Here is a 21,907-nt window from a genome sequence, read left to right as displayed (position 1 = left end):
GCAACGCACCAAGCCAAGGCCACCGCACGAGACCGGCGCGGTGGTCTTGGTGTGCCCAAACCGCAAAAATGGCCTCACCGACTCGACGGAGTCGGTGGGGCCTTTTGCGTGGCGCCAATCAGAAGTAATCGGAAAAATATGGTTCGTCCATGGGAATCAAGTTCTCCAGCTGCTTGATGGCTTTGCGGCTGGCTTGGATGCGGTCGATGCGGGCCAGATACGACGGCCGCCGGTAGCTCATCAGCATCGTGGTCAGCGTTTGAATATCCAACCGCACCTCCTCGCCCACCGGCCGGTCGGTGAGCTGGAGTTGGCCGGCTTCGTCCCACCACAAGCCAAATGTCGCGTTGTTCCACTCGGCCAGCGGATCCGTCACGACAAAGTGCAGCGGCGCGCTGGTTTCGGCAAAGGGATAGACCTTGAGAAACTCCGCGACGTCGACGATCCGGGCCATGTAATACGGCTTGATGGTTTGGTAGATATCCCCATCGTCTAACAGAAAGTGTAGCGGCTCGTTTTTATAAATATTGCCGCGGACGTGCTCAACCATCGAAAAATGGGCGCTGATAAAGTTCCACAAGCCGACGCGGGCCTCTTGGGTGATGTACACCATTTCTTTGATGTGGAAGACTTCCTGGGCGATCCAGTAGATGCAAAAACCTTGCGGCACGCCTTGGGCATCGTAGTACACCGCCGCGGTGCGCTCTTCTTCGTTTTCCCAGCGCCAGTATTCGTCCCAGTTCAGCTGGTTGCGAATCATCGCGCCGTGGTTGCGCGCGGCAAAGCGGTCATAGGTGGCGCGGACGTCTGGATGGTCGGATTCATGGCGCTCGACGTGGCCGGACACGGGGGTCGGTTTTGGCAGCTGCGTGTCCTTGACGTCAAACGTCAGGTGGTCGGACATGATCTCCCACCCCTTCTTGCGGTAAAACGGAATGCTGTAGGGGTACAGGTATGAGATCCACTGCTTATGCGCCCGCATGCGCTCAAGCGCCAGCTTAATCAAGTCGTGCATCAAGCCGTGCCCGGCGAATTCGGGATAGGTGCCGACGCCGGTCAAGCCGCCCATGTTGAAGGTGCGGCCGTGAATGTTGACCTGACAAGGATACACCGCCAGCTGGCTAATCAGCTGGTCGTCGTGGAACCAGCCGATGACGTCTGATTTTTCCAGCACCGGGCGCTTGGCGCGTTCGAGTTCGCCTTCCTCGTAACCAGACTCCGAGACTTCCTTGCTGGTGACTTGAAACACATAGGCCAGCAGGTCATTAAACTGGTCGAGGTAGTCCAGGGTCACCGGGCGAATTTCGAGATTGGCTTTAATGTCATCCATGATTTTCTCCTTGCATGAATTGGTGCGGCGTGATGCCACTCATGCCGATCATTGGGTCGATACTGTTGGCCGCCACCAAGGCCGGCGTAAGCTGCACCGGCCCGCTTGGCGGCGCGGCCACGGGGGCCGGCTCCTTGACTTGGTCCGAGTCGGCCTGCTGCGGCAAGGCGCCTGGACTGTGCGGCAGCGTCGTTTGCAGGCGGGCCACCAGACTTGTGTGGCGGTTGTCGGCGACTTCCTGCACCGCTAAGGTAAAGGCACGCGGATCGCCAAGTAAAATTAAAAAGTCTTTGGCCCGCGTCACCGCCGTGTACAACAGGTTGCGCCGTAGCATCCGCCGCGACGCCAACGTCAACGGCAAGATCACGAGCGAAAACTCGCTGCCTTGCGCCTTATGAATCGAGGTGGCATAGGCCAAGGTGAACTTGCTCCAGTCGCGACGCGGATAGGTCAGCTCGTTGCCATCGAAATCGATCGTCAACTCGTCGGTTTTCGTGTCGGCGTGCTTGGCGTCAGTAATGCCCCGAATGATGCCGATTTCGCCGTTAAAGACGTTTTGCTCCGGGTTGTTGACCAGCTGCAACACCTTGTCGCCGATGCGGTACACTCGGTCGTTGAACTCGACTTCCTTGGTGCGGTCGGTTTTCTTGGGATTCAAGATCTGCTGCAGCAACGGGTTGAGTTGGTCGATGCCGGCCACGCCGCGGTACATCGGCGCTAACACCTGCATGTTATCCAGACCAAACTTCTTGCCCGCCTTGGCCGCTACCTGCCCCACCACCGTGGCCAGTTGATTCGGCGGGCACAAAATAAAGGAGCGGTCCGGTTTGGGCTGTTGCCAATCGGCAGGCAGCTGGCCGGAGTTAATGGCATGCGCCAAGGGAATAATCGAGCTCTTGGCGTCTTGGCGGTGAATGTGGGTCAGCTCCTGGGCCGGCAGCACACCGGCGCGCAGCAAGTCGGCAAAGACCTGGCCGGGCCCGACGCTAGGTAGCTGATCCTTATCGCCGACGAGAATCAGGCGAATGCCGGGGTGCAAGGCGCTTAGTAAGATGCGAAACAGGTAGGTGTCGACCATCGACATTTCATCGACGATCAATAACCCCGTTGGCAAGTCGCGCGGCTCAAAATCGGTGCCGTCGACCGCCAGTCCCAACAGCCGGTGAATCGTGCTGGCCGGCAAGCCGGTGGTGTCGGCCATGCGCTTGGCCGCGCGGCCGGTGGGCGCCGCCAGCATGATGGGAAACGGGTGATCTTCGTCGTATTGGTTGATGTCCAGCGACAAGTCGTTGAGTTCGGCATAGGTGCGCACGATGCCGTTGACCACCGTAGTTTTCCCGGTACCGGGGCCGCCGGTGAGGACGAATACCGATTGCTGTAGCGCCGTTAAAATGGCGGTTTGCTGCGTTTCGTCATAGGTGATACCGGCGGCAGTTTTAGTCATCGCCGCGCGTAGCTTGGCCTCGGGAATCAGCTCCGGCTTCTCGCGAATCAGCATTTGCAGGCGCTTGGCAATCGCCCATTCGGCATCGTAAAGCTTGGCCGGATACACCCGCTGGTCTTCGGCCACGACGGCATGGTCGTGCGCCAGCTGCACCACGGCAGCCCCCACTTGCTTGGGGCTGACCTCGACGTTGCGCGCACCTTCCAGTAAGCCAATGGCCCCGTCGAGCAGGCGTGGCAAGTCGACATAGGTGTCACCTTCGCCATCGGTGAGCTCGCCAAGTACCGCCAAGACCGCCCCGCCGAGGCGCTGTGGCGAATCGGCGGCGATGTTGAGCTTGGCTGCAATTTGATCCGCGCGGCGAAACCCGATGCCATCGACGTCGGCAATCAATTGATATGGATTTTCCTCGATCACATTCAACGTGTCGTCGGCGTACAGCGTGTACAGCTTGGCCGCCATGGCGCCGGTGATGCCATACTCGTTAAGACCAATGATGACCTGTTCCATCCCCAGGTTGGCCTTGAGGTTGTTCACCAGCATGTCGCGCTTGGCCGGACTTAAGCCCGTAGGCACGAGCGTCTTGGGATCCTTGACGATTTGATCGATGGCCGTGACCCCGAGTTGGTCGACAATTTTCTGCGCGGTTTTCGGGCCGATGCCGGGGAACTTGTCGCTGCTCAGGTAATTCACCAACCCGACCTTGCTGGTGGGGCGTTCACTATGATAATTATCGGCGGCAAACTGCTCGCCATACTTGGGGTGGTTAATCAGCTTGCCGGTGAAGACATAGGTTTCGTCTTCCTTGATGTCGCCGAAGTTGCCGGTGACCACGATTTCGCTTTCTGGCCACACCAAATTCGTTGCCGTAATTTCCAGCAACAGAATTTTATAGAAGTTCGTCGGGTTTTGGAAAAAAATACTTTTGACCCGGCCGCTGACCGACTGTTCCTCAGGCATCGGGCTCACTCGCCTTTAAAAAGCCGGCAATGTCGCGCACGCTGTTGGCTTGTTGATCGTAGTGCTTCGGGTCCAGCCGCTTGGCCTCTGCCAGCCACGGCGACCCGTCTGCCCCGGCCCCGCTTTTGGCTAAGCCATACTGGAACAACACCCGCGCGTCCTTAGCCGCTAAAAATGGTTCGAGCATCGCGGCGCTTTGGGCAAAGCTCCCGAGTGCCAGCAATAGCTGCGCACACAACAGCGCCGCATCGACGCGGGTGGGATCGGCGTCTTTAGCCGTCAAGGCAAAGGCCAGCGCCTTTTGGTTGTTGTGCTGGCGTTGGTAACACAGCGCCAGCATGTAATCGGCATCCGCCGCTAGCGCGCCGGCTGTGCCGGTCAGCTGAGCGAAGTACTTGATGGCTAGCGGCGCGTTGTCTTGGGCATACGCCACCAAGCCGAAGCTGTACAGCAGCTCCGGGTCATTGGGAAACAGGCCGAGTGCTTGCACCAACAGCTGCGTGGCTTGGTCGTAATCGTTGATGGCAATGAGCATCGTCGCCAACGTCGCGTAGCGCTTGGGGTCCTTGGGGTGCGCGTCAATTTCCTTCACCGCGGCTTGAATGGCGGCGTTGTGGTCGCCGGCGTTAAATTGTTTGATGAGATCGGTCATGGAGACTCCTTTTTGCCTGGTTAAATCGTGTCGGTGGGATCCGGCCGCTTGGTTAGAAACTCGGTATCGTTCCACTTGATGAGGCGGTATGGTGGCTGCGGCGAGTCGGCGGCCAGAATCGTGACGCTGCTATTCGTTAACCCGCCGTCCTTGCGCATGTCGGCAATCGGCGTGCCCAATAGGCTTTGAATCAGCGCTACCAAGGCCGCGCCGTGGCTGACGAAGAGTAGATTGGCCTGGCCGGTGCGATCAGCGGCGACGGCTTGTGTCACCACCGGCTGCATCCGGGCAATCAACTCGGGAAAGCTTTCGCCGGCAATGGCCGTGGGGTCGTAATCGGCCGGCGCGCTGCGAAACGCGTGCAGCTCCCGCGGATAGCGCTTGGCCACCTCGGCAAAGCGCATGCCTTCCATCTTGCCGAGGTTAAATTCGCGCATCCCCACCGTGGTGGTCACCGGCATGGATTGGCCGAGGTCGGCCAGCAGGACCTTCGCGGTGGTTTGCGCGCGCGGTAAGGGACTGACGTAGCAATGGGCAAAATGCACCGGGTGCAGGTACGCGGCCAACTGGTGAATCTGCTCATAGCTTTCCGGTAGCAGCGAGGAATCCCCGTTGGCCCCTTGGTACCGCCCCTGCAGATTCCATTCCGTTTTCCCGTGCCGCACGAAGTATAATTTTGTCACGCTGCCACCCCCGTTATCCTTCAATTATCAAGGTTTCGCTTGGCGTTTTCAAGTGGGCGTAAATGCGCGATAATGAAGGTATGAAAATGGAGGTGTCCCATGCAAGACTTTATTTATCAAAATACCACGAAAATATTCTTTGGTGACCACATCGACGCAGAATTAAACGCCGCCGTCACCCAGTTTGGCCACAACGTCCTGTTGGTCACCGGTGGCCATTCCGTTCACCGCTCCGGCCTGTATGACCGCGTCCAGAAGTTGTTGAGCGATACTACCATCACCGACCTCGCCGGCGTCGCCCCGAATCCGAAGATCGACTCCGTGCGCGAAGGCCAACGCTTGGCCAAGGCCAACCACATCGACGTCGTGTTGGCGGTTGGCGGCGGTAGCGTTATCGACTGCGCCAAGGTCGTCGCCACCGCGGCGAATTACGCCGGCGACCCTTGGGAGCTCGTCATCAACCGCGAGCTCTCCCGTAGCACCCCGCAGTTGCCCATCGTCACCATTCTGACGCTGAGCGCCACGGGAAGTGAAATGAATAGCGGGGCGGTGATTTCTAACCCCGAGACCCACGAGAAGCTCGGCACCAGCGGCGCGCACACGCCGGCGGTGTCCTTCCTCGATCCGCGTCTGACCACCACCGTGCCGGCCAGCCAAACCGCCGCCGGTTCGATGGACATCTTCAGTCACCTGACCGAGCAGTACTTCGACCGCGAACCGGCCAACGATGCCACCAAAGGCATGATCGAAGGCCTGATGCGGTCCGTGATCAAGTGGGCGCCGGTGGCCATCAAGGACGGCAGCGACCTGGCCGCGCGGTCCAACTTGATGTGGACGGCCACCAGCGCGTTGAATGGCACCATGGGCCTGGGCAACCGCAACGCCTGGTCCAACCACGCCATGGAGCACGTCTTGTCCGCCTACTACGACATCACCCACGGCGTCGGCTTGGGCATTCTCACCCCGCGCTGGATGCATTACGTCTTGACGCAAGACCCAACCACCACGCCGCTGTTTGCCCGCTTCGGCCGCAACGTGTGGGGCCTGAGTGGGGATGAGGCCACCGTGGCGCCGGCCGCTATCACCGCGACCTACGACTGGATTAGCCAGTTGGGCTTCCCGATGACGCTGCCGGCCGTTGGCATCACCGACGACCAAAACTTCGCCGCCATGGCCACTGCCGCGGCGACCAAGCTCGGCAATTCCTACCTGCCGCTGGACGCGCAGGCTGTGCAAACCATTTACCGCGCCGCCCAAACCCCGGGCCTGGCCTGACCCATGGAAAAAGCGTGACCCTCAATTGAGGATCACGCTTTTTTGCGTTAGACGTATTGCAGCTCACGCGTCTGGGCGTAAGCATGATCGATTGTGCCGCCGCCGAGGCACTCGGCGCCGTTGTAAAACACGACCGCCTGCCCTGGGGTGATAGCGCGGACTGGCTCGTCAAACTCAACCGTTGCCGTGTCGGTGCCGGTCATGCGCACCGTCACGCCGACATCTGGCTGCCGGTAGCGGAACTTCGCCGTGACGTGGAACTCGCTGCCCACCGGCGCGCCGGTGGTCCAGCTCAAACCGGACGCGTCGAGGTGAGTCGCCATCAAGGCCGGGTTGTTGAAGCCTTGGCCGACGTACAGGATATTCTTGTCGATGTCCTTGCCGATCACAAACCACGGCTCGGAGTTCTCGCTGTTGCCGCCGATGCCAAGACCGGAACGCTGGCCGATGGTGTAGTACATCAAGCCGTCATGCGTGCCCTTTTCCTCGCCGTCAAGCGTCATCATCTTGCCGGGTTGGGCCGGCAGGTACGTGCTTAAAAACTGCTTGAAGTTGCGCTCACCGATGAAGCAAATGCCGGTGGAGTCCTTCTTGTGCGCCGTGGCCAAGCCGGCCTCTTCGGCGATGCGGCGGACCTCAGGCTTTTGCAAGTGGCCGATAGGAAACAGCGACTTTTGCAACTGAGCCTGAGACAGCTGGCTCAAGAAGTAGGTCTGATCCTTGTTGCCATCGGCGCCGCGCAGCATGTGCACCACGCCATTGGCATCGGTGGTCACCTGGGCGTAGTGCCCCATGGCGATGTAATCCGCGTCGAGTTCCTCGGCGTAATCGAGGAAGGCCTTGAACTTGATTTCCTTGTTGCACATCACGTCTGGGTTCGGCGTGCGACCGGCCTTGTACTCGGTCAGGAAATATTGGAACACGCGGTCCCAGTATTCCTTCTCAAAATTAATCGAGTAGTATGGAATGCCGATTTTGCTGGCCACCTTGGCCACGTCGGCGTAATCCGTCGTCGCGGTACAGACGCCATTCTCATCGGTGTCATCCCAGTTCTTCATGAACACGCCGACGACATCGTACCCTTGCTGCTTGAGCAACAAGGCTGTGACACTTGAGTCGACGCCGCCAGACATGCCGACGACGACTCGGGTATTCGAGTGATCCAAAACCATCACCATCATTTCGTTAAATTCTGGAGTTAAACGAGTGAAGGTCGAAAATTCCAGTAGGCTTATTATAGCAATGATGCCAGTGCTTGGCAAAGGTAAGTGGGCTAGTGCACGCGGTTGATCGGGGCCCCGGCCAGCCAAGCGTGGACGTTGTCACCAATCAGGCGAACCAGCCGCTGGCGGGTTTCTAAGCCGCGCCAGCCGATGTGCGGCGTCAGCACCACCGAGTCCATCGTGTACAGCGGCGAATCCGCCGGCAGCGGCTCGGGCTCCTGCACGTCAAGCCCCGCCCCAGCCAGCGTGCCGGCAGTTAGCGCCGAAATCAAGGCGTCAGTGTCGACCAAGCCGCCGCGCGCCGTATTGATCAAAAACGCACTTGGCTTCATTTGGGCCAACGCCGCTTCGTCGATGAGGTGATGCGTGGCCGGCGTCAACGGCAGGTGCAATGACACGACATCGCTGTGCTGCAACAAGTCGGCTTGGGTGGTGAAGTGCACGCCCGGTAGATCCGCCCGCGGCGTGCGGGTCGCCACGAGAATCTGCATTTCCATGGCCAGCGCCCGTTTGATCACCGCTTGGCCGATGTGCCCATAGCCGATGACGCCAAGGGTTTTGCCGTTGAGCTCGACATGGTGCACCATCAAGTGCTTGGTGAAATTATCGTGGTTCCCTGCCGCCAGCATGCGGACCTGCTGCTGCAACGAGCTGGCCAGGCTCAGCATCAACATGATGGCCGTGTCGGCCACCCGCGCCGTGGAATACGCGGGAATGTTGGTCAAGGCGATGCCGCGGCTCGCCAAGGCGGCCAGGTCATAATTGTTGTACCCGGTGCCGGCCTCGACGCACATTTGCACCGACTCCGGTAGCTGGGCGATGGATTCGGCATTCATCGGCAGTTCCTTGGTGACGACGATGGTGGCGCCTGCTGTGCGTTCGCCGAGCTGCTCAGGGGCGGTTTGGTTGTACGTCACGACATTGTCCGCGATGCTGGTGAAGTCGAGTTGCCCATCGTAGTTGATGGCCCCGGCGTTTAAGATAACGACTTTTGACATGATTGACCTCCTAGGGGTTTTCTCTAGTATACCCCTGTCCACACAAAAACCGGGCCGCTAAGCCCGGTTCGGTGGTTAGTCTGCGATGTGCGGGGCATCATCCAGCTGCGCCTGAATCATCCACAGGCGTTTTTGAATCTCGGTGTGAAACCCAGTGAAAATATCTTGCGTCGAGTCGTCGCCTTCCTCACCGGCGATTCGGATGCCTTTGGCGTACTCGTCGGCCAAGTAGCGATACGCCGCCACCAACGCCTTAAAGCGCTCCGGCGTCGGCACGCCAAACTTGCCCGGTTGCGATTCGATGCCGGTGTGCGCCGCCCACTCGCTTAACGTGGACCACGGTGCGCCGTCTAAGGTGATCAGCCGCTCGGAAATCACGTCGAGTTGCGCGTCGATTTCTGCTTGGTAATCATCCATCAACGGGTGCAGGAACAAGAACTCGGGGCCGCGCATGTACCAGTGAGTTTGGTGAATCACGGCGGACATTTGCGACAAGTCCGCCACCAGTTGGTTCAACACCGCTTTGGTTTCGTCATAGGCCATGGGACATTCCTCCTGTGTGCGTATTCGGTACGCCTCTATTGTACCAAGCCGCCCTCACCGCCTCCAAGCAATCCGGTGGCCAACAAAAAACCAGCCGGCAAAAGCCGACTGGAGCGTGATCAATTCGTTTTGACCAGCACGCTGCGTTCGATGAGCTCGGCGAGGATATAGTGATACTGAACGACGTTGTCAGAAGTGGCGGCCGTTTTGAAGATGTCGATGGCCTTCAACCCGTTGCCAGTGGTGACACTCAGTTGAAACGCGGACAGGTCCGCGCTCACCATCATCTTCAGCTTCGGTGCCGCGGTGAACGGCGAGTTGGGATCCAACGAGCGGGCCAGCTGAAAGCCGCCGTTTTTCGTCTTCGTAAAGCCCAAATCCATCAACGTGTAGCGCTTGATTGCCGGGCTGATCGCGTAAGTGTCCGGATCGCCCAAAGCCTTGCCAGTAGTTGCTAGTGCCATCATATCCACTCCCTTACCTAGTTAAATTAAGTGTACCACGCCGCTTAGTGTTTGCGCAGTTTGGTCACGATTTTAATTAAGGCCGAAGCGAATGCGGCGATGTCGGCGCTGGTGGTGGTGGCACCAAACGAGACGCGAATCGACTCGCTGACGCGCGGACTATCGGCGCCGTACATCGCCGTCAGCACATGCGACGGCTCCAAGGACCCGGCAGTGCACGCCGAGCCGCCGGACACGGCAAACCCGGCCAAGTCGAGGTTGGTTTGCACGGCATAAGTCGAACAACCTGGCAGCCACAAGTTGAACACGTGGTTCAAATTCCCGGGCTTGACGGTGCCATTGACGGCGAATTCGACGTTGGCGGCGGTGAGCGCGTCAATGATTTGCTGCTTAAAGCCGAAGTACTTAGCTTGACGCGCGGCTTTTTCCGCCGGTGTCACCAAGTCGACCGCCGCGGCAAAGCCGGCGATGGCCGGAATGTTTTCCGTCCCGGCGCGGCGCTTGGTTTCCTGCTCGCCGCCGCGCAGTAGCGGCGCAATCGTCACCGCGTCGCCGCGGTACAAGAAGCCGACGCCTTTGGGGCCGTTTAACTTGTGCGCCGACACCGACAGCAAGTCGACGCCCAGGGCTGCCACGTCGATGGCCAACAAGCCATATGCCTGCGTGGCGTCGGTATGGAACCAGGCTTGGTGCTTGCGCAGGCGCTCGCCCACGGCTTGAATCGGCATCACGCTGCCGACTTCGTTGTTGCCCATCATCATGGTCACGAGAATCGTGTCGTCGTCCAAGGCGGCATCGAAATCCGCCAGGCTGATTTCGCCGGCGTCGTTCACCGGCAAATAAGTCACGCGAAAGCCTTCCTGCTCCAAGGCGGCCAGCGGCTTCAACACGCTCAGGTGCTCGATGGCCGTGGTGATGATGTGCTTGCCCAGGCTAGCGCGGGCGTGCGCCGTTTGCATAATGGCGGTGTTGTTCGCCTCGGTAGCCCCACTGGTGATGACGATTTGCTCAGGTTTGGCGTTGATGCTGGCGGCCAAGGTGGTGCGCGCAAGATCTAACACCGTATGCGCCTGGCGGCCGAACCAATGCGTCGAGCTGGCGTTGCCAAAATCGGCTTGCATCTGGGCCGTCATCGCGTCAATGACCGCCGGGGCCATCGGGGTAGTCGCGGCGTTGTCGAGATAAATATGCTTCACAGGTTACCTTCCTTACTCATGTGTTGCGTCAAGGCCAACACCATAGCGGCGCTGCGCCGGCCGGCCGCAACAATAAACTCATCGAAATCGACGTTGGCGGTGTCATCGCCGTTGTCGCTCATCGCGCGAATCACGACAAACGGCACGTGAAACTGCGTCGCTACCTGGCCGACTGCGGCGCCTTCCATTTCGCTGGCCAAGGCGTCGGGATAAATGGCCTTGATCGCCGCGATTTGCGCCGCGCTGTGCACGAAGGTGTCGCCGCTGACGATCAACCCGGTGCGATTGGTCAGCCCCACCGCGGTGGCGGCGGCTTGAATCGAAGCGACCAACGCGGCATCAGCGGCAAAGCGGGCCGGTTGTCCGGGCAATTGCCCCGGGGCGTAGCCAAAGGCCGTGGCGTCAACGTCGTGATAGGCCACGGCCGTGCTGACCACCACTTCCCCGACCGCTAAGCCGGTCCCGATGCCACCGGCGCTGCCGGTATTGATCAAGGCCGTGGGGGCAAACTGGGCGATCAGCACCGCGGCGGTGGCGCCGGCTTGGACCTTGCCGATGCCGGATTCCACCAGCACCACCGGGACGTCGTTTAGCGTGCCGGCAAAATAATGTTGGCTGCCAATCACGGTTTCGGTTTCGCCGCTGAACGCCTGGCGCAGTTCACGCAGCTCCTCTTCCATGGCACAAATGATGGCTAATTTCATAGTCGACTCCTTTATTGAGGTCAATTACACGAGAAACAACACGCCAGCCACAACAACCAGCAAGAACAAGACGATGCCGATCGCCCAATTCAGACGGGTCTTCATAATGTTGACTTTGCGGTAGGTGGCTTCGTCAAAATCGCTGCCAAGCGGGCGCACATGGGCCTTCGCGTAGGCGCGCTCGACAGCTTGGCGCTGTTCATCGCGCGTTTGCTCCTGGGCGGCGTGGTGCTTTTGGGCCTGGCGATAGGCCTTCCGCGATGGGTAATCAGAATTTGCCATAGTGGCTCCTTTCAAGGTCCCTATGTTACATGATACCAAGAACGTCAAGTGCGCCCAAATCCATCTGTAGGCTGATATTCCCCTATCAAGAATATGGTAAACTAAGGGCACTAACAACACTAGGGAAGTGAGCTCGTGCATACACACAACACATCGATTCGCTGGTGGCGGCCAGCGGTTTGGGCGGCCGGCGGTTTTGCGCTGGGCATTCTCAGCGGGCGGCTGTGGCTCGCCATTTTCGTCGCCTTGGTCTTCGGCGGCGCGCGCTTAATTGGCGAACTCGCCAGACCTGCGGCGCCCGAGCCGGACACCCCGCCGCTATCGGCCGACATGGCCAGCCACTACCAAGCAGCGGGCTTGTCGGCCAGTGAGGTCGACTTGTTCCGCGACACGATGGACAAGGCGGCCGATCAGATTCGCGACTTCGAGGCGATCACCGGGCGCGTGCCGAAGCTCGCCGCGATTGCGGCCAATCAAGACCTGATTGCCGTGTTGCACGCCTACTTCAAGGCCATCGTCCAAACGCCGAGCCACATGGCGGCGGCCGGGCATTTTCTATATGAACAACTGCCCAATCTGCTACGCATCGCGAGCAAGTATGAAACCATTTCCCACCACGAGGTGCAAACCGCGGATACGGCCAACGTCTTGACCACCGCCGCCAACACCTTGAGTGACCTCGCCGGGGCCATTCGCAGCGACTACGCCAACTTCGTCGAAGCCGACTTGGACGCCTTGGAAGCCGACGTTGCCTTGGCCAAAAAGCAGCTGCCGCACCAAGACACCATCGTGCGCCCGGTGCCGATCAACGTTGAAAAGGAGAAAGTGCAATGAGTGACGAACCAACGAAAACCAGCGATTTAACCAACGACTTACTCGCCAACCCGTTTGGGGCGGCGACCACGCCGGCCCCGACCACCCCTGCCGCGACCCCAGAGGCCCAGCCGGCCAACCAACCGACCTTGACGCCGGAGCAAACGGCTCAGGCCGAAGAGTTGGCCAAGCAAATCGACGTCAAGAACACCGATGCCGTGATGAACTATGGCGCTAGCGCCCAAAAGCAGCTCGGCCAGTTTTCCCAAACCATGCTCGATAAGGTGCAAAGCCAAGACACCGGCGAAATCGGCGACGCCTTGACCAGCCTGATGGCGCGGTTGAACGAGGCCAACCCAGACGAGCTGCAAGCCGAGAACAACAATGTCTTCAAAAAGATTTTTGGCAAGGTGCGCCGCAGCATTTTTGAAATCACGGCCAAGTACCAAAAAATCGGCGCGCAAATCGACACCATCGGCGCCCGGCTGGAGAAGTCCCAGCAAGGCCTGTTGACCGACAACAAAATGCTGGACGAACTCTACACCCAAAACAAGGCCTACTTCGATGCCTTAAACGTCTACATCGCCGCCGCCCAGCTCAAGCAAACCGAGCTGGCCACCACGACGATCCCAACGGCGCTCAAGGCCGCCGAAGCCTCCGGCGACCAAATGGCCCTGCAGGAAGTCAACGACCTCAAGCAGTTCCAAACCCGGCTGGAAAAGCGCACCTATGACCTCGAGCTGGCGCGGCAAATCACGATTCAACAAGCCCCGCAGATTCGCCTGATTCAAAACACTAACCAGGCTCTGGCCGAAAAGATTCAAGCCAGCATCAACACCGCCATCCCGTTATGGAAGAACCAAGTCGCCATCGCCCTCACCTTGCTGCGGCAAAAAGACGCCGTCACCGCGCAGCGGCAGGTCAGCGAAACCACCAACGACTTGCTGAAGAAAAATTCGGCGATGCTCAAGCAAAGCGCCGTCGAAACCGCCAAGGAAAACGAGCGCGGCGTCGTCGACATCGAGACGTTGCGACAAACGCAAAACGACTTGGTCGCTACCTTGCAGCAGACCTTGCAGATTCAACAAGAAGGCCACACCAAGCGGCAGGCAGCAGAAGCCGAGCTCACCAAGATGGAAGGCGAGCTGCGCGACCGCCTGTTGGATTACACCAAGGGCCAACAAAACTCGCAACAATAGGCACAACAAAGGCCGAAGCGTATGCTTCGGCCTTTAATGTGGCTAAGCAAGTGCGCTGACGCGGCGGCGAATTTCGTCGCGCACCTGGCGAAACACCGTCAGCCGCGCCGCCTGATCGCCGGTGGCCTGCGCCGGATCTGGCAGCGGCCAGTGCAGCCGGGCGACGCCAGGCACCACCGGGCAGCGATCGCGGGCATCCCCGCACAGCGTCACTACCAAGTCGCACCCCGCCAAAAACGCCGGGTCGATCAAGGTCGAGGTTTGCCGGCTGATGTCGATGCCGGCTTCGGCCATCACTTGCGTCGCCAAGGGATTCAACCCGTGTTGCTCAAGGCCGGCGCTGGCCACGCGCCAGGCTGGGTGCAGCGCGCGGGCAAAGCCTTCTGCCATTTGGCTGCGGCAGGAATTGCCGGTACACAAGAAGTAAATTTGCATTCAAGCGCCCTCCCCGTTGCGGTATGCTAAAGCCAGCTTCAATAGATTAAGTTTACCACGCCGATTTTCCCGTGGCGATTGGAGGCCTCATGCTTACCCTGATTCAACTGCAATACTTCGTCGATACCGTGGCCGCGCAAAGCTTCACGCTAGCCGCGGCGAAAAACGGCGTCACCCAGACTGCCGTCAGCCAGCAGCTCGCCAAGCTCGAGCGCACGCTGGGCACGCCGTTGCTGGATCGGCACACCAAGCCCATCGGCCTGACCGCCGCCGGCCAAGTCGTGTACGACCAGGCGCGTATTATTTTGCAGCAATACCAGCATCTGCTGGCCACTGTGACCACCGTGCAAACCACGGCCCGCCCGGTGATTACCGTCGGCTATCTGAGCAACCTCGGCAGCCAACTGGTCACCCAAGAAATGCAGCAGTTGCAGCAATTGGCCCCGACGAGCACGGTGACCTTAAGCGACCATCCCTTTGACACATTAGCCGCCCAGCTGCAAAGCGGTGCGCTGGACCTGGCCATTGGCTTAAAAAGCGCCTTTCCCGCCGGCGCCAAGCTCACCTATCACCCGCTGGTTAGCGGCACCTATCGCGCCATCGTCAGCCGCCAGTCGCCACTGGCCAGTGCGAACACTCTGCTCGGTTCGGCGCTGGCCGACCAGCCGCTGATCATGCAAAGCCGCGCCGTGCTCGGCCCCGCCTACGATCAGCTGCTGGCCAACTGTCAGGCCGATGGCTTCGTGCCGCACATCGGCCGGTTGGTGGACAGCCCGCAAACTGCCGTGATCGAAGCCGCGCTGGGGCATGGCGTGGCGTTTATGATGCCGGAACAGGCCTTAGATCTGCCCGCCGCCGCGGTGAAAGTGATCCCCCTGGTGGCCACGCATCATCGCTACACCATCGTATTGGCCAAGCGCGCCGGCCGGCAGGCACCGCGAATCGAAGCGCTGTGGGCCCAACATCAGTAAAACTAATGGGCATGACCAAATCCGATTCGTTTTTGCTCATGATTTCGCTTACAATGACCTCAGCACTTAAAGGAGGTCACATCGTCATGGATCTAGAAACCGATGTTGTAGTTATTGGGGCCGGGGCCGCTGGCTTCGGCGCGGCAATCACCCTCGCCGACGCCGGCCGGCGCGTCACCCTGCTGGAAAAAGGCAACCGCTACGGCGGCGCCGGCATGTTTGGCGCCCAAGGGCTGTTTGCGGTGGAAAGCCGCGCCCAAAAAGACGCTGGCAGCAGTTTTACGGTGAAGGAAGCCTATCAGGAGCTCATGGATTATACGCATTATCGCTCCGACCCGGCCATCACCAAGGCGATTTTGACCAAGTCCGCCGACACCATCGACTGGTTGGCCGCCCATGGCCTCGCCACCGAACTCGTGGATAATACGCAAGAGGTCCACCAAGGCCGGCCGAAAGTCTATCACCAATACATCGACAAATTCGCCGGCTTCGACCGGTTGGCCCAGGGCTTTGCCGATAAAGGCGGGCAGTTGCTAACTGAAACCACCGCCACCGACTTGTTGACCTCCGGCGGTCACGTCACCGGTGTGGCCATCAGCGGCAAAAACGGCAACCAAACCATTCGTTGTCAGGCCGTCATCGTCGCCGATGGGGGCTACATCGGCAACCGGCAAATGGTCGCCGACCACCTCGCCATCGCCCCAGAGAACCTCTACAGCATGGGCGAGCGCAAGGCCACCGGCGACGGCATTTCGATGCTACACGCCATCGGGGCGGACACCAGCAAGCTAGGAAACTTTGAGAATCACGCTGCCTCCGTCGTGTCCACCACGGATCCCAAGTGGCACAACCAGACGATTTTCACCCTGACGAACCTGCCCTTCCTGTGGCTGAACCGCAGGGGCGAGCGCTTCGTTGACGAAAGCATTTGCTACGACTTCGCCTTGTGGGGCAACATCACCTACACCCAAGGCGGCTATTACTACTACATCCTCGACCAAGCCACCGTCGATTACCTGCGCGGCCACGAGCTGGATTGGACCGACTCATTTGAGCGGACCTTCACCAGCCTGGCGCATACGCCGGTGACCCACCGCGTCGGGCCGTTTCCTGACCTGCCGGCGGACTTAGCTGAGGCCGAAGCCCAAGGCGCGGCCTGCCATGCCGACAACCTCGTCGGCTTAGCCGATCGTATCGGGGCCTCCAGCGACGCCGTGATCCACGCCGTCACGGCTTACAACGACGCCGTCAATGCGGGTAACGACACGACGTACTACAAGCCCAGCAAGTTCTTGCGCTTCCCAGTCACCAGCGGCCCATTTTACGCCGTGAAGGCTCAGTCGACCTCGCTGGGCACCATCGGCGGCGTGGCCACCAACGCGCACATGCAGGTGCTGACGCCGGCCGGCCAGCCGATTCCCGGCGCGTATGTCGCGGGCAACGACGCCAACGGCATGTACGACACCTCGTATCCCACCATGGAAGGCATCAGCTGTGCCTTCGCTTGGAACTCCGGGCGCATCGCCGGCGAAGCCGCCAGCGCCCAGCTCGCCCACTAAGCTAACACGTCTACGCCACGGCAACATGCCGTGGCGTTTTTGTGTGGCCAAAAATAAAATGAGATATTCTCACATTTTATTGCCATATATTTTAATACATGTATAATAATCACATCTTCACCGGGACGTTGTTATCAGATTCGGCCGAATGGTGCACCGCCACGTCATTATTTATGAGTATTTGATTAAAGGAGCGCACGCTATGGAAGAAAATACTAGGAATCAAAGTTGGTTTGGCCTCGCCATGATTTTTATTGGGGCTTCAGTCTCCGTCCCGACCCTCATTCTCGGTGGCACCTTGGCAGGGTCCATGCCCATGTGGAAGGTCCTGTTGACCACCTTGATCGGTAAGGCCTTCATCATTGCCATCATGATTTCTCAAGGGTTCATGAGTGTCGATCAAGGTAAGCCCGGCGTCACGATTGCTAGTCAGGTCTTCGGCAAGAAAGGCGCCCAGGTCGTCGTCTCCTTGCTGATTACCGTCAGCGCCTTGGGGTGGTTCGGCATTCAAGCCAACGTCGCCGGCGTCGCCGTGGCCAACATTCTCGCCGCGGTGAACGTGACGTTGCCGACTTGGCTCGTTTCGCTGGTCATCGGCTTGTTGATGGTGATGACCGCCATGTTTGGGATCAAATACGTCCGCTGGCTCGCCTATGTCGGCGTGCCGTTTCTGGTGGGCGTCACGTTGTGGGGCCTGTACATCGGGTTAAGCCAGCACAACGGCTGGGCGACGATGATTCATTATCAGCCCACTGGCACCATGTCCATGCTCGATGGTGTCGCCGCAACGGTGGGTGCCTTGGCGTTAGGCGCCGTGATTTTCGGCGACTACGCACAATTCTCTAAGAGCCGCGCAGATGTGACCAAGGCGGCGTTTTGGGGCGTCTTACCGATGGGGCTGTTGATGACGCTGCTTGGTGCGATGCTGACGATCATGTTTAAGTCTAGCGACATCAACTCACTGTTTGTCGCCATTGCCACGCCGGTCATTGGCGGCGCGGCGCTGGTGCTGGCCACCTGGAAAATCAACGCGGTCAACGCGTACTCCGGTGGGATTGCCGTGTCGACGATGTTCAACATTCCGATGAAGTACCGCAAGCTCACCCTACTGGCCATCGGCGTGGCCGGCACCATCTTGGCCATCATCGGCGTCATGAACTACTTCACGCCAATCATGAACATCATGTCCGCCATGGTGCCGCCGGTCGCCGGCGTCACCGGGGCCTGCTACTGGGTGCGCCACCGCGGCGATCCCAAGGCCTGGGCGCCAACAGAGGGCTTCAACAAGGTCGGCATCATTAGCTGGGCAATCGGCGCCGTCGTCGGCGTCACCCCGGTCATCTTGACCTTTTTCCCAAGTGCTCCGCAAATCGTCAACATTCCGGTCATCGGCATCATCGTGGCGTTTGTCGCCTACCTGATTGGCGACCGGCCGGCCAAAGCCCCTGTCACCGTTCAATAACTGGGAGGAATCATGCGATTAATCGATGAATCAGCAATCAAAAACATTGCCATTGGCGCCAGCTTCTTCGGGGCGGGCGGCGGCGGCAATCCCTATTACGGCATGCTGCAAGCCGTCGCCGCCGTGCGCCAATACGGACCGGTGAAGCTCCTTGACGTCAGCGAAATCGATCCAGCGGCGTGGTATTCTCCCGTCGCCGGCATGGGGGCGCCTGCCGTGGGCCTCGAAAAATTTGCTCGCGGCGACGAATACCAACGCGTCTTTGACGCCGTTGCCCAATACACCGGCCACCACTTCGCAGGCACGTTCCCCATTGAAGCCGGCGGTGGCAACTCACTGGTGCCGCTGACGTTGGCCGCGACGATGAACCTGCCGCTGGTGGACGCCGATTCGATGGGCCGCGCTTTTCCGGAGTTGCAAATGTCCACCCTCGCCTTAGCCGGCGTCACCACGACGCCGATGGCCATCACCGACGTGCAAGGCAACACCAGTATCATCAACACCGTCACGGGCAAATGGGCCGAGCGCCTGGCCCGGGCGGAAACCGTGGAAATGGGTGGTACGGCCACCGTGTCGCTGTATGCCTGTACCGGCGCGCAACTGCGTGATCATGGGGTCACCGGCATCGTCACGGCCTGTGAACTCGTCGGCTCGCGCATTCGCGACGCCCACCGCGACCCCGAAGCGGCGTTGACCGAGATTCTCGACATCACCCACGGCTACGAACTCTTCACCGGCAAGATTATCGACGTCGAACGTCGCACCGAAAAAGGCTTCAACGTCGGCGAGATCAAAATTGATGGCTACGACGACTACGAGGGCCACAAACTCTCCGTGATGATTCAAAACGAAAATCTCATCGCCATTCGCGACGGGCAGCCGATCACCATGACGCCGGATTTAATCGAGATTCTGGACGCCGAAACCTTGGAGCCGGTGACCACTGAAGTCATCAAGTACGGCAAGCGGGTCCGCGTGTTGGGCACCCCGGCCGATGCCAAGTGGCGTACCCCGGCCGGCATCGCCTGCGTGGGGCCTCGCTACTTCCATTTCGACTACGATTACGTCCCGCTGGAACAATTGATCAAGGAGGCGAAGTAGATGTATCGATTAGGCATCGACGTCGGCGGTACCAACACCGACGCCATCATCTTAGACGATCAGCAACACGTGGTGAACGCCGTCAAGCGCCACACCACTGCCGACATCGAAACGGGGATTGCCAACGCCATCGCCGGCGTCCTGGCGGATCAAGCCATTGACCGTAGCCAAATTACCAAGGCGATGCTCGGCACCACGCAGGTCACCAACGCGATTGTTGAACGCAAGCACCTCGGCCGCGTCGGCATCCTACGCCTCGCCGCCCCTGCCACCTTGTCGATTCCACCGTACACCGCCTGGCCGCAAGACCTGGTCGACGCGCTCGGCGGGAAGTACGCCATCGTCAACGGCGGCTATGAATACGACGGCCAGATCCAAACCGAGATTGACGCCGCCGAGATTCGTGGCGTCTTAGCCGATTGGGCCGGCAGCATCGACGCCGTGGCCATCATCGGGGCCTTTGCTGCTATGCGCACCGACCAGGAAGAAGCCGCCGCCGCAATCGTGCACGACGTCTACGGTACGGACTTCCCCGTCACCCAGTCCCACGCCATCGGCAGCCTCGGCCTCATCGAACGGGAAAACGCCTCGGTGTTAAACGCCGGCTTGTACGCCGTGATCGCCAATACCGTCAGCGGGTTTGAGGCCGCGTTGGCTAGCGCCGGCATCGCCAACGCCCAGCTTTACCTGACCCAAAACGATGGCACCCTAATGACCGCCGAGTATGCCCGGCATTTTCCGATTCTCACCATCGGCTCGGGCCCGACCAATAGCATTCGCGGCGCGGCCTACCTGTCTGGGCAAAAAGAGGCGATCGTCGTCGATGTCGGCGGCACCACCACCGACCTGGGCGTGTTGAAGAATGGCTTCCCACGCGAGTCATCGCTGGCCGTCGAAGTCGGTGGCGTCCGGACGAACTTTCGGATGCCCGACATCATGTCCATCGGCCTCGGCGGTGGCAGCATCGTCCGTGAACACGCTGATGGTAGCGTCAGTGTCGGCCCGGATTCGGTCGGCTACCAAATCACCGAAAAAGCGATTTGCTTCGGCGGTGACACCTTAACCGCCACCGACGTTGCCGTGCGCCTCGGCATGACCGCCCTCGGCGACGCCGCGCGAGTCCGCGCCCAGGTCACGCAGCGCGTCGCCACGGCAGCGCTGGCCGAGATTCGCACAATGGTCGAAACCGCCATCGATAAAATGAAAACCACCGCCGGAGACGCCAATGTCATCCTCGTCGGTGGCGGCGCCATCGTCGTCCCGACCCAACTGGCCGGCGTCGGCCGCGTCACCAAGGATCCTCAAGGCGGCGTCGCCAACGCCATCGGGGCCTCAATTGGCCAGGTTTCCGGCGAATACACCCGCCTTTATCCTTACGCGGAAATTCCGCGCGAAACGGCCATGGTCGACGCTAAGGCGCATGCCGAAGCGGCCGCCACGGCCTCAGGCGCCGATCCCGCGACGCTTGCCGTCGTAGAAGTTGAAGAAGTGCCACTGGCCTACCACCCGGCCAACGCCAACCGTGTCAAGATCAAAGTCGTCGGCGAGCTGATCGAATAACGCAAAACATCCCTCCTGTCCTCAACGACAGGGGGGATGTTTTGCGTTGTTACGGCTTAGTTGGCGATTTTAAGCGCGTTAGCAGCTGCCTTGGTCAACTGGGCCACCAACTGCCGACCGGCCTTAAAACTGCGATTATCGGTGGTCAGCACGGCGATGGTGGCGGCGTCTTTGCCCTTACCGATGTGCCCAATGGAATTCACCACCCAGTTGGTGCGATAGTTTTCCCGCCAACCGTTTTTTAGCTGATAGGTGGTGCTACCGGCAGCCACGCCCCAGGCTTGATCCGTGGCGACGTTGCCCATCATCGTGCGCAGTTGCTTGCGGGCGGCGGCAGTCAGGTAGTCGCTGTCCGCCGTAAAAATAGCCGCCAGTAACTTCAGCTGATCGGCGGCGGTCGTCACCGTTTGCGTCCACCCCACGGGGCTAGCTTGCGAGTGCGTCATGTGTAGCGCCTGAAACAACGCGGTCAACCCGGTGGTGGTGTGAATCGCCGCATACAGCTGCGAGGCGGCCGCATTATCGCTTTGCTCAATGGCGGCTTTGGCCGCGGATTGTTCTGCCGTGGTCACCGCCGTTCCCGCCACCTGGTGTTGATGATACAAGGCGGCAACGATGGCGACCTTAACGATGCTGGCGGTTGTAAACGTGGCACGCGACTGGTTGGTGGCGGTAACCGTCAGGTGATACCGGCGGCTTTCAATGGCAACCGTCGCTGGCGCGTCAGTCGCATCGAGAATCCGCCGCCACCGCCGTTTGATTGTCGCCTGTACCGCTGTGGCCGACGGACGTTTGGTGGGCTGGGGTGCTGGCGGCGTCGCTCCTGCGTGGTGGCGGCACGCCACCACCCGCCACGCCAGCAATGCAATCAGCACCACCAACAGCCCCCACAAGGTGTGGCGGACCCATGGTTTTAATCGACGACGTGGTGACATCAGCCTCTCCCCCTTTTGCGTGGTGCTTGAGGTAACTATAGCAATAATTGCCGCGCCTGGGGAGACTTTTGCCCAGCAAACCAACCGCAGGAATTGTTTGCGCAAAAAAAAGCACCCC

At 59.9% G+C, this 21,907-nt stretch carries 21 protein-coding genes; 8 read left to right on the top strand and 13 right to left on the bottom strand.

The window, feature by feature from the left end; genetic code table 11:
• Window positions 1–118 precede the first annotated feature (118 nt).
• Genes FD02_RS01440 through FD02_RS01425 form a run of 4 tightly spaced genes read right to left on the bottom strand, consistent with a single transcriptional unit; the run spans window position 119 to window position 5,069 of the window.
• Complete coding sequence (locus tag FD02_RS01440) at window positions 119–1,330, bottom strand: GNAT family N-acetyltransferase (RefSeq protein ID WP_056949943.1); 1,212 nt, start codon at window positions 1,328–1,330, stop codon at window positions 119–121.
• Entirely contained in the window at window positions 1,323–3,734 is a 2,412-nt protein-coding gene (recD2, locus tag FD02_RS01435) for an SF1B family DNA helicase RecD2 (RefSeq protein ID WP_056949942.1), read from the bottom strand. The genes FD02_RS01440 and recD2 overlap by 8 nt, the downstream gene beginning before the upstream one ends.
• The gene (locus FD02_RS01430) at window positions 3,727–4,386 is read right to left on the bottom strand and encodes a tetratricopeptide repeat protein (protein ID WP_054723149.1); all 660 of its coding nucleotides are present in this window, start codon (window positions 4,384–4,386) and stop codon (window positions 3,727–3,729) included. The genes recD2 and FD02_RS01430 overlap by 8 nt, the downstream gene beginning before the upstream one ends.
• A 20-nt stretch (window positions 4,387–4,406) precedes the next feature.
• Window positions 4,407–5,069 carry a histidine phosphatase family protein gene (locus tag FD02_RS01425; protein WP_054723150.1) on the bottom strand — a complete coding sequence of 221 codons (663 nt, stop codon included), beginning with the start codon at window positions 5,067–5,069 and terminating at the stop codon, window positions 4,407–4,409.
• Window positions 5,070–5,168: 99 nt separating this feature from the next.
• On the opposite strand from FD02_RS01425, the gene FD02_RS01420 reads away from it, so the two are divergent.
• On the top strand, window positions 5,169–6,344 hold the full coding sequence (locus tag FD02_RS01420) for an iron-containing alcohol dehydrogenase (RefSeq protein ID WP_054723151.1): 1,176 nt from the start codon (window positions 5,169–5,171) through the stop codon (window positions 6,342–6,344).
• 47 nt (window positions 6,345–6,391) lie between these two features.
• Here FD02_RS01420 and mnmA read toward each other — a convergent pair whose 3' ends face one another.
• The 7 genes from mnmA to FD02_RS01385 form a co-directional block, all read right to left on the bottom strand.
• On the bottom strand, window positions 6,392–7,525 hold the full coding sequence (gene mnmA, locus FD02_RS01415) for a tRNA 2-thiouridine(34) synthase MnmA (protein WP_054723152.1): 1,134 nt from the start codon (window positions 7,523–7,525) through the stop codon (window positions 6,392–6,394).
• Window positions 7,526–7,617: 92 nt separating this feature from the next.
• On the bottom strand, window positions 7,618–8,568 hold the full coding sequence (locus tag FD02_RS01410; RefSeq protein WP_156408204.1) for a 2-hydroxyacid dehydrogenase: 951 nt from the start codon (window positions 8,566–8,568) through the stop codon (window positions 7,618–7,620).
• A gap of 72 nt (window positions 8,569–8,640) precedes the next feature.
• Window positions 8,641–9,108 (bottom strand): Dps family protein, encoded by a 468-nt coding sequence (locus tag FD02_RS01405; RefSeq protein ID WP_054723154.1) that lies wholly within the window; start codon window positions 9,106–9,108, stop codon window positions 8,641–8,643.
• 119 nt (window positions 9,109–9,227) lie between these two features.
• Window positions 9,228–9,572 (bottom strand): DUF1831 domain-containing protein, encoded by a 345-nt coding sequence (locus FD02_RS01400; protein ID WP_056949960.1) that lies wholly within the window; start codon window positions 9,570–9,572, stop codon window positions 9,228–9,230.
• 44 nt (window positions 9,573–9,616) lie between these two features.
• Window positions 9,617–10,768, bottom strand: a complete 1,152-nt coding sequence (locus FD02_RS01395; RefSeq protein ID WP_056949941.1) for a cysteine desulfurase family protein — start codon at window positions 10,766–10,768, stop codon at window positions 9,617–9,619.
• Window positions 10,765–11,472 (bottom strand): 5'-methylthioadenosine/adenosylhomocysteine nucleosidase, encoded by a 708-nt coding sequence (locus FD02_RS01390; protein WP_056949940.1) that lies wholly within the window; start codon window positions 11,470–11,472, stop codon window positions 10,765–10,767. The genes FD02_RS01395 and FD02_RS01390 overlap by 4 nt, the downstream gene beginning before the upstream one ends.
• A 24-nt stretch (window positions 11,473–11,496) precedes the next feature.
• Window positions 11,497–11,754: a hypothetical protein gene (locus FD02_RS01385; RefSeq protein WP_054723155.1), complete on the bottom strand. Its 258-nt coding sequence runs from the start codon at window positions 11,752–11,754 to the stop codon at window positions 11,497–11,499.
• 135 nt (window positions 11,755–11,889) lie between these two features.
• On the opposite strand from FD02_RS01385, the gene FD02_RS01380 reads away from it, so the two are divergent.
• Entirely contained in the window at window positions 11,890–12,588 is a 699-nt protein-coding gene (locus FD02_RS01380; RefSeq protein ID WP_225352537.1) for a 5-bromo-4-chloroindolyl phosphate hydrolysis family protein, read from the top strand.
• Window positions 12,585–13,766, top strand: coding sequence for a toxic anion resistance protein (locus FD02_RS01375; RefSeq protein ID WP_056949939.1), 1,182 nt, complete (start codon window positions 12,585–12,587; stop codon window positions 13,764–13,766). The genes FD02_RS01380 and FD02_RS01375 overlap by 4 nt, the downstream gene beginning before the upstream one ends.
• A gap of 42 nt (window positions 13,767–13,808) precedes the next feature.
• Here FD02_RS01375 and arsC read toward each other — a convergent pair whose 3' ends face one another.
• The gene (gene arsC / locus FD02_RS01370) at window positions 13,809–14,201 is read right to left on the bottom strand and encodes an arsenate reductase (thioredoxin) (RefSeq protein WP_056949938.1); all 393 of its coding nucleotides are present in this window, start codon (window positions 14,199–14,201) and stop codon (window positions 13,809–13,811) included.
• Between the two features lie 89 nt (window positions 14,202–14,290).
• Between arsC and FD02_RS01365 the strand changes: the two genes are divergently transcribed.
• The 5 genes from FD02_RS01365 (at window position 14,291) to FD02_RS01345 (ending at window position 20,854) form a co-directional block, all read left to right on the top strand.
• A complete protein-coding gene (locus FD02_RS01365; RefSeq protein WP_054723756.1) occupies window positions 14,291–15,172 on the top strand; it encodes a LysR family transcriptional regulator in 882 nt (293 codons plus the stop codon).
• Window positions 15,173–15,258: 86 nt separating this feature from the next.
• The gene (locus tag FD02_RS01360) at window positions 15,259–16,731 is read left to right on the top strand and encodes an FAD-dependent oxidoreductase (RefSeq protein WP_056949937.1); all 1,473 of its coding nucleotides are present in this window, start codon (window positions 15,259–15,261) and stop codon (window positions 16,729–16,731) included.
• A 202-nt stretch (window positions 16,732–16,933) separates the two neighbouring features.
• A complete protein-coding gene (locus FD02_RS01355) occupies window positions 16,934–18,193 on the top strand; it encodes a cytosine permease (protein WP_056949936.1) in 1,260 nt (419 codons plus the stop codon).
• A 12-nt stretch (window positions 18,194–18,205) separates the two neighbouring features.
• Entirely contained in the window at window positions 18,206–19,294 is a 1,089-nt protein-coding gene (locus tag FD02_RS01350) for a DUF917 domain-containing protein (RefSeq protein WP_056949935.1), read from the top strand.
• Window positions 19,295–20,854 carry a hydantoinase/oxoprolinase family protein gene (locus FD02_RS01345; RefSeq protein ID WP_056949934.1) on the top strand — a complete coding sequence of 520 codons (1,560 nt, stop codon included), beginning with the start codon at window positions 19,295–19,297 and terminating at the stop codon, window positions 20,852–20,854.
• A gap of 56 nt (window positions 20,855–20,910) precedes the next feature.
• Here the strand turns inward: FD02_RS01345 and FD02_RS01340 are convergent, their stop codons facing one another.
• The gene (locus FD02_RS01340; RefSeq protein ID WP_156408198.1) at window positions 20,911–21,789 is read right to left on the bottom strand and encodes a serine hydrolase; all 879 of its coding nucleotides are present in this window, start codon (window positions 21,787–21,789) and stop codon (window positions 20,911–20,913) included.
• Window positions 21,790–21,907: the final 118 nt, after the last annotated feature.

This window comes from Lacticaseibacillus nasuensis JCM 17158 (genome assembly GCF_001434705.1).
GTDB classification, from domain to species: domain Bacteria; phylum Bacillota; class Bacilli; order Lactobacillales; family Lactobacillaceae; genus Lacticaseibacillus; species Lacticaseibacillus nasuensis.
Note: the sequence above shows the minus strand (reverse complement) of the source record. Positions and strands in the feature narration are given on the sequence as shown.

Excerpts from the sequence above, each read along its gene's own strand:
- FD02_RS01440 (WP_056949943.1), bottom strand. The coding sequence starts at position 1,330 with ATGGATGACATTAAAGCCAATCTCGAAATTCGCCCGGTGACCCTGGAC.
- recD2 (WP_056949942.1), bottom strand. The coding sequence starts at position 3,734 with ATGCCTGAGGAACAGTCGGTCAGCGGCCGGGTCAAAAGTATTTTTTTC.
- FD02_RS01430 (WP_054723149.1), bottom strand. The coding sequence starts at position 4,386 with ATGACCGATCTCATCAAACAATTTAACGCCGGCGACCACAACGCCGCC.
- FD02_RS01420 (WP_054723151.1), top strand. The coding sequence starts at position 5,169 with ATGCAAGACTTTATTTATCAAAATACCACGAAAATATTCTTTGGTGAC.
- mnmA (WP_054723152.1), bottom strand. The coding sequence starts at position 7,525 with ATGATGGTGATGGTTTTGGATCACTCGAATACCCGAGTCGTCGTCGGC.
- FD02_RS01405 (WP_054723154.1), bottom strand. The coding sequence starts at position 9,108 with ATGGCCTATGACGAAACCAAAGCGGTGTTGAACCAACTGGTGGCGGAC.
- FD02_RS01400 (WP_056949960.1), bottom strand. The coding sequence starts at position 9,572 with ATGGCACTAGCAACTACTGGCAAGGCTTTGGGCGATCCGGACACTTAC.
- FD02_RS01390 (WP_056949940.1), bottom strand. The coding sequence starts at position 11,472 with ATGAAATTAGCCATCATTTGTGCCATGGAAGAGGAGCTGCGTGAACTG.
- FD02_RS01385 (WP_054723155.1), bottom strand. The coding sequence starts at position 11,754 with ATGGCAAATTCTGATTACCCATCGCGGAAGGCCTATCGCCAGGCCCAA.
- FD02_RS01375 (WP_056949939.1), top strand. The coding sequence starts at position 12,585 with ATGAGTGACGAACCAACGAAAACCAGCGATTTAACCAACGACTTACTC.
- arsC (WP_056949938.1), bottom strand. The coding sequence starts at position 14,201 with ATGCAAATTTACTTCTTGTGTACCGGCAATTCCTGCCGCAGCCAAATG.
- FD02_RS01365 (WP_054723756.1), top strand. The coding sequence starts at position 14,291 with ATGCTTACCCTGATTCAACTGCAATACTTCGTCGATACCGTGGCCGCG.
- FD02_RS01360 (WP_056949937.1), top strand. The coding sequence starts at position 15,259 with ATGGATCTAGAAACCGATGTTGTAGTTATTGGGGCCGGGGCCGCTGGC.
- FD02_RS01355 (WP_056949936.1), top strand. The coding sequence starts at position 16,934 with ATGGAAGAAAATACTAGGAATCAAAGTTGGTTTGGCCTCGCCATGATT.
- FD02_RS01350 (WP_056949935.1), top strand. The coding sequence starts at position 18,206 with ATGCGATTAATCGATGAATCAGCAATCAAAAACATTGCCATTGGCGCC.
- FD02_RS01345 (WP_056949934.1), top strand. The coding sequence starts at position 19,295 with ATGTATCGATTAGGCATCGACGTCGGCGGTACCAACACCGACGCCATC.
- FD02_RS01340 (WP_156408198.1), bottom strand. The coding sequence starts at position 21,789 with ATGTCACCACGTCGTCGATTAAAACCATGGGTCCGCCACACCTTGTGG.